This is a genomic window from Enterobacter sp. 301B (genome assembly GCF_003850715.1).
Lineage (GTDB): Bacteria > Pseudomonadota > Gammaproteobacteria > Enterobacterales > Enterobacteriaceae > Enterobacter > Enterobacter intestinihominis.
Map to the genome: position 1 here is coordinate 57,783 of NZ_PQTC01000022.1, position 6,161 is coordinate 63,943.

6 protein-coding genes and 1 pseudogene are annotated in these 6,161 nt (G+C 44.0%); 6 read left to right on the plus strand and 1 reads right to left on the minus strand.

The annotated features are described in order from the left end of the window. Nucleotides 1–19 precede the first annotated feature (19 nt). The 6 genes from C3451_RS19940 to pilV all read left to right on the plus strand — a co-directional run bounded on the left by C3451_RS19940 (nucleotide 20) and on the right by pilV (nucleotide 5,836). Complete coding sequence (locus C3451_RS19940; RefSeq protein WP_000466225.1) at nucleotides 20–1,558, plus strand: ATPase, T2SS/T4P/T4SS family; 1,539 nt, start codon at nucleotides 20–22, stop codon at nucleotides 1,556–1,558. After that, complete coding sequence (locus tag C3451_RS19945; RefSeq protein WP_000974903.1) at nucleotides 1,549–2,658, plus strand: type II secretion system F family protein; 1,110 nt, start codon at nucleotides 1,549–1,551, stop codon at nucleotides 2,656–2,658. The genes C3451_RS19940 and C3451_RS19945 overlap by 10 nt, the downstream gene beginning before the upstream one ends. A gap of 44 nt (nucleotides 2,659–2,702) precedes the next feature. Continuing rightward, nucleotides 2,703–3,260 (plus strand): type 4 pilus major pilin, encoded by a 558-nt coding sequence (locus C3451_RS19950; RefSeq protein WP_000095048.1) that lies wholly within the window; start codon nucleotides 2,703–2,705, stop codon nucleotides 3,258–3,260. 65 nt (nucleotides 3,261–3,325) lie between these two features. After that, nucleotides 3,326–3,808 carry a lytic transglycosylase domain-containing protein gene (locus tag C3451_RS19955; RefSeq protein WP_001258095.1) on the plus strand — a complete coding sequence of 161 codons (483 nt, stop codon included), beginning with the start codon at nucleotides 3,326–3,328 and terminating at the stop codon, nucleotides 3,806–3,808. A 3-nt stretch (nucleotides 3,809–3,811) separates the two neighbouring features. Further along, nucleotides 3,812–4,447, plus strand: a complete 636-nt coding sequence (locus C3451_RS19960; protein ID WP_000934977.1) for an A24 family peptidase — start codon at nucleotides 3,812–3,814, stop codon at nucleotides 4,445–4,447. Nucleotides 4,448–4,459: 12 nt separating this feature from the next. Beyond that, a complete protein-coding gene (gene pilV, locus C3451_RS19965) occupies nucleotides 4,460–5,836 on the plus strand; it encodes a shufflon system plasmid conjugative transfer pilus tip adhesin PilV (RefSeq protein WP_000750519.1) in 1,377 nt (458 codons plus the stop codon). On the opposite strand, the pseudogene C3451_RS24770 reads toward pilV, so the two are convergent. Beyond that, nucleotides 5,833–6,054, minus strand: a pseudogene (locus tag C3451_RS24770) (shufflon system plasmid conjugative transfer pilus tip adhesin PilV); the annotation flags it as partial. The gene pilV and the pseudogene C3451_RS24770 sit on opposite strands and share 4 nt — an antisense overlap. Nucleotides 6,055–6,161: the final 107 nt, after the last annotated feature.

The window sequence follows — 6,161 nt, forward strand, 5'->3', positions numbered from 1 at the left end:
TTGAAAGAGACGACACATAATGTTTTTTTCTGACGCAGACTATCCCGGAAAAGATATTTCTGATGTTGTATACGTCAGTATATCTGAAAAAGACGATAAACCTGTTCATGTTTATATCGCTGATAACAGTAAAGGACAGCGTGCTGTTCAGGCTTATATTGGCACTCTGAATGTTAAATATCCCGGAAAGGTAAATATAACCTGGACCACTCTTGATGTTATCGCATCCCGCTACCAGGACAGCGAAAGAAGGTCTGATTCAAACTCATCACAACACTTAAACAGCAACCAGGAAAAGGTCATTAGCTACCTGGCGAAAGCAAACAACCTGGGAAGTTCCGATTTGCACATCACACCTGGTCGGGACGGTTCCGAGTTCACTTATGTCGAAGCACGCGTGCATGGGGAACTGGAAATTCTGGATGTCATCCCGCGTAAAGAAGGGCTGGAATTGCTGGGTGCTGCCTATTCTGGAATGAGCGATGTTATCAAAGGTACGCAGTTTGACCCGGCAATACCGCAGGATGCACGTATCGCAGAGAATTTTCTGAAGCCTGTAAATCTTTTTGGGGCGCGCTATTCGCATTATCCGTGCGTGGGTGGTGTGTACGCGGTCTTCCGCCTGATTAAAGATGACAGCGAGGATATTCCCACTTTCGAAGAACTTGGCTACATGCCACAACAAATCCAGACAATCAGGCGAATGTTACAACGCCCGGAAGGAATTATCGTTTTATCCGGCCCTACAGGGTCCGGTAAGTCAACGACTCTGAGAACGGCTTCAGAAGCCTATCTGAGCACGTTTGGTTTCAACCATAACGATAATATGCGTCTCCCCCGAAAACGCCTTTTCACCATTGAATCACCGCCGGAGGGCCGCATTCCCGGCGCAATACAGACGGCAGTCAGGGATTCCGTCGATGGCTGGGTTGACGCGATTAAATCCGCTATGCGACTTGATCCAGACGCGATACTGAACGGCGAAATTCGTGATCACGCATCGGCATTAGCAGCAATCAAAGCCTCGATGACAGGCCACCTTCTGTTGACGACCTTACACGCCAACGATGCCCTGAATATTATTGAGCGCCTTGAAATGGAGAATATTCAGGCCAGGCTAATTGCAGATCCTCTTCTGTTTATCGGTCTGCTGAGTCAACGGCTGGTACAAAAACTCTGTCCTTACTGTAAGCGCACTTATGCTGAAATGGCAGACAAACTGAGTACAGAAGAACGGAAACTCATTGAGGAAAATTGCCTGCCGGAACAGGTCCGGTTGCGCAATCTTGACGGTTGCGAGCACTGTTATAAAGGCGTAACGGGAAGAACGGTTATAGCAGAAGTCGTCTCACCCGACGCACGTTTTTTTCAGTTATATCGTCAGTCCGGGCGTCTGGAAGCAAAATCATACTGGCACTATGAACTTGGAGGAATTACCCGTAATCAGCACTTATTACACCTGATTAATCATGGCCTGGTAGATCCGCTGTCCGCACACTTCATATCCCCCATTGACGAAGATAAATACTCAATGCTCCCGGAGGGGACATGGCGATAAAAGATATATTTGAGAAACTCAATTCGATAGAAATTGATTTCTCTGGAATATCCCACTGGCTGGCAAAATACACATTCAGGTATTCCAGAATAAGTTTATATGAAGATTTATCTGGAATGTTAAATGATGGCATAAATGTAAAGCGTGCTCTTACACACCTGATTGATGTAGAAACAGACTACGGGAAGAAAACGGGGTCTTCTGCAACCTACTATATTTGTTGTGAGTGCCTTAATGCACTGAATAACACAGGGGCAATATCTTCAGCATTAAAAAAATATATAAAGGAGGATGAATATCAATTAATATCCAGCGGTGAAATTCGCGGCGACCTTGCGGGAGGGTTAGTTCAGGCCATAAAAATTGTCAGAAGTCGTTCTGAAATGACAATGACTCTTGTTATGTCGATGATTTATCCATCCGTACTGGTTTTTGGTTGTCTGGCAAACATGTATATGGTCCACGATACCATAACACCTGTTTTCCTTTCTCTCGCACCGAAAGAACGCTGGACAAGTTCTATGCGATTACTGACAGATACGTCTGGTTTCCTGATAGAAAACGGAACGTATATTCTCTGCTTCTGCATCGTACTGTTTTTCCTGATCAGATATTCGCTTGCGCGTTATACAGGACCGGGCCGTCAGTATCTTGATTACATTCCCCCCTGGTCACTTTATAAAACATTTAATGGTGTAAGTTTTCTCTTCAACATGGCCTCCATGTTAAGTATTGATATTCCCGTTGCAAAAGCACTGGAAAGGCTGGAGAAAAACAGCACTCAAAACAGATGGCTACTCGAACGAATAAAAGAAATCAGGAGATATGTTTTACTTGGACAGTCACTTGCAATGGCAATGAAAAGTTGCGGTTATGACTTCCCATCGAAATTATGCATTAACAAACTATTACTTCATTCTGAAAATGCTGACAATGCATTGATGATGTCTAACTATGCTGATAAATGGCTGGAGGAAGCAAAAGGAAAAGTCAAATCAACAGGAGTCTGGATAACTGTAGTATCCGCATTAATTGTTTTCGCATTTATTGTAATGATGATTACTGCTCTCTACGATGTCAGTAACGTCCTGCAACACTAATCCCTAATATTTTTAACCTCTCAATAAATAAGGAATTATTTATTATGTCTTCTATTAATATTTTAAATATGCGTTCTGTTTTTTCTTCTCTTTCTGCACGCCGTAAAAAAGAACAGGACAAAGGGGCAACACTGATGGAAGTGTTATTGGTTGTTGGTGTTATTGTTGTACTTGCAGCAAGTGCATATAAACTCTATTCAATGGTGCAATCCAACATTCAATCATCCAATGAACAAAACAATGTCCTGACAGTGATTGCCAACATGAAATCACTGAAATTCCAGGGGCGTTATACTGACAGTAACTATATTAAGACTCTCTACGCGCAAGGATTACTGCCATCCGATATGATCGCAGATACAACTGGCGCAAGCGCGAAAAACCCGTGGGGCGGCTCCGTTACAATCACCACCTCTTCGGATAAATACTCCTTCAATGTTGTAGAGGCCAATGTCCCACAGAAAAACTGCATGGCAATGGTAAACGCCCTGCGTTCTTCCAGCGCAATCTCCAAAATTAACAACACTTCCACATCAACCGTCAGTGCAGCAACTGTTTGCGCATCTGACAGCAATACGCTGACCTTCAGCACTGATTCCTGATTTTTCATGTGCATCGGATAAGCGCCTTCGGGCGCTTATTTTTTCCATGTTTAAGGAGGAGTATTGTGCGTTCTGTTCTTTATATCCTGCTATCATGTATTTCATCATTAATCTTTTCATTGCAACCCGCATATTCAGCGACAACGACCCGATTTGATGCCTGCTTTGCACAAGCCGGGCAACGTTACCTGATTGACCCCCTGCTTCTGAAAAGCATTGCCACTGTAGAAAGTTCACTCATACCAGACCGGATAAATCACAACAAAGAAAAAGGAAAAATATTAAGCACCGATTACGGACTAATGCAAATTAATTCATCACACATCCCTAACCTGAAAAAACTTGGCGTAATAAAAGACAAATCAGAGCTTATTGATAACCCCTGTCTCAATATACAGATTGGCGCGTGGATTCTGGCAACACATTTTCAGAAATGCGGCATAAACTGGAGTTGTCTTGGCAGTTATAACGCTGGTTTCAAAGAAAGTAACGAACAGAAAAGAATCAAATACGCACGCTATGTCTACAATAAATACATGGTAAGGTAACTTATGCTAAACAGCATATTTAATACGGCGATACTTTGCTGTGCAAATATCGTCTGTCAATGCTACGCCTACAATGAAGTTAAATTCCGTTTAAATAAACTTAATGTATCTTATAAAACCGGAGCAGAGAAATATTACTGCCTGATACTGACAACGCTTGCCGTTATGTATCTTTCATTAAATCAGCTATCACTGATTCAATCTATAATAGTGATTATTTTCTATGCTTTCCTTACATTAATGGCCTGTATAGACCTTCTTTCATTTCTACTACCACGCCTTTATACCGTGACATTTATCTTCTCCGGCCTGTTATATCAGACATGGAATAACAATATATTGTCTGGTTTGTTTTGTGCAATACTGATGTTCTTCATTATGCTGTTTGTAAGACTTTACTTTGCATATAAAAACGGAACGGAAAGTTTCGGCATGGGAGATGTGCTACTTATTGCAGGAACTGGCGTATGGTTTCCAACGCCTGAGATTGCCTGTTCAATTGTATTTATTGCCGTTATCGGCGGAATTATTTTCTTCACTCTTGGCGGATTAAACAAGCAAAAAAAATATATCCCATTTGGCCCATTTCTTTGTGGCGGAATGTTTGTTTACTCACTCGTACCGGGAATATTATTCTGAGGATTAAGAGCAATGAAAAAGACAGATAAAGGTGTATCTCTCCTTGAGGTATTGCTTGTCATCGGCATAATGGTGATGGTTATCCCTAAAGTTTATGAAAACATTGAAAACCATCTGAATAATGTTCGCTGGCAGAATGCAGCAGAACACGCAAATACCTATAACACCGCTGTTCGTAATTATGTTGCTGACAATGCATCAACACTACTTGCTGGCTCTTTACCCAAAACAATCACGCCAGCAACACTCATTCAGAAAGGCTATCTGAAATCTGGTTTTTCTGAATCCAATTTTGGACAAAGCTACATTACCGGTATTGCAAAGAACAGCAAAACATCCCGTCTGGAAGCCCTGACCTGTAGTAATGGCGGTCAGTCCCTGTCAGAAGCCGGAATGCGCTCGGTAGCAAGCATGATTGAAGGGCTTGGCGGCTACATCAACAGCAGCAAGCAGGCGATTGGCGCGGGTGGCGGCTGGTCTGACACGCCTTCAAATTACGGGCTGAACTGCGCGACCGGGCATATTGCAATGGCACTTGTTGGCGCTGATTTGCAGGAAAGCGACCGTTTATATCGTTACTCCATAACCAATCGTCCCGACCTTAACAGGATGCATACGGCGATTGATATGAACAGCAACAATCTGAACAACGTCGGCACTTTAAACGGCAACGCCGCCGCGCTCTCCGGCGATATCAGCGCACGTAACGGTACGTTCTCTGGCGCAATTTCAGGAAATACAGCCACAACCAACGGCGATATCACTTCGAATAATGGCTGGCTGGTCACAAAAAACAGCAAAGGCTGGATGAACAGTACCTATGGTGGCGGCTGGTATATGTCCGATTCGTCCTGGTTGCGCAGCGTGAATAATAAAGGGATTTATACTGGCGGCCAGGTAAAAGGTGGAACTGTACGCGCTGATGGACGCCTCTATACAGGCGAGTATTTACAGCTTGAAAAAACAGCAACGGCTGGCGCTTCCTGCTCCCCTAACGGGCTTGTAGGCCGCGACAGTACAGGGGCGATACTTTCGTGCCAATCCGGTGTGTGGAGAACTTCCGGTTCCTCTAACGGTAGTTACAGTAATCTTGGATCACACCGAGGATCATTTACTGGTCGCAATACGGGAAGTGGTACGCTGTTTGTTTACGCCTCTGGAGGGAATGGTGGTTCCGCCGGGGGAGATTGTGCTAACACATCCAGATTGCAGGGATACGTTGCAGGGGCATTGATTAGCACAAATGCGAGTAATAACCCATCTTATGGGAAGACAGCATTCATCTCTTTTGCTGTCCCTGCTGGCGCAACTTATCAGATCACCTCTTATCCGGCCCAAAACTACTCTTGTGGCTCAGGGGTATTTTCAGTATTTGGATACCAAACTTAATTGAGAGTTACACAGGACGCAATACAACCTGTCTTGTGCTCGTATTTGTACCATTTTCGTGAACCAGATGGACTCTCGACTACCTGGCAGTAATGAGAATCCTCAGCATTTCCCATTCTGGCAATGGCACAAAAGTCAAATTGCCCCAAGTAACCAGTGCTGGAAAGTTGAGTAACCTTGAGCTTTCCACCTAATGCCCTCCACACACCGGATTGGCACTGGCCTCCGTGCCAATCCGGTACGTGGAGAAGGGCATCAGGTAGCACTGTTCTGACAGGAAAAATAGCAAATGGACAACAGATCCCATTGCCATCTGGTTTTTCTG

Excerpts from the sequence above, each read along its gene's own strand:
- C3451_RS19940 (WP_000466225.1), top strand. The coding sequence starts at position 20 with ATGTTTTTTTCTGACGCAGACTATCCCGGAAAAGATATTTCTGATGTT.
- C3451_RS19945 (WP_000974903.1), top strand. The coding sequence starts at position 1,549 with ATGGCGATAAAAGATATATTTGAGAAACTCAATTCGATAGAAATTGAT.
- C3451_RS19950 (WP_000095048.1), top strand. The coding sequence starts at position 2,703 with ATGTCTTCTATTAATATTTTAAATATGCGTTCTGTTTTTTCTTCTCTT.
- C3451_RS19960 (WP_000934977.1), top strand. The coding sequence starts at position 3,812 with ATGCTAAACAGCATATTTAATACGGCGATACTTTGCTGTGCAAATATC.
- pilV (WP_000750519.1), top strand. The coding sequence starts at position 4,460 with ATGAAAAAGACAGATAAAGGTGTATCTCTCCTTGAGGTATTGCTTGTC.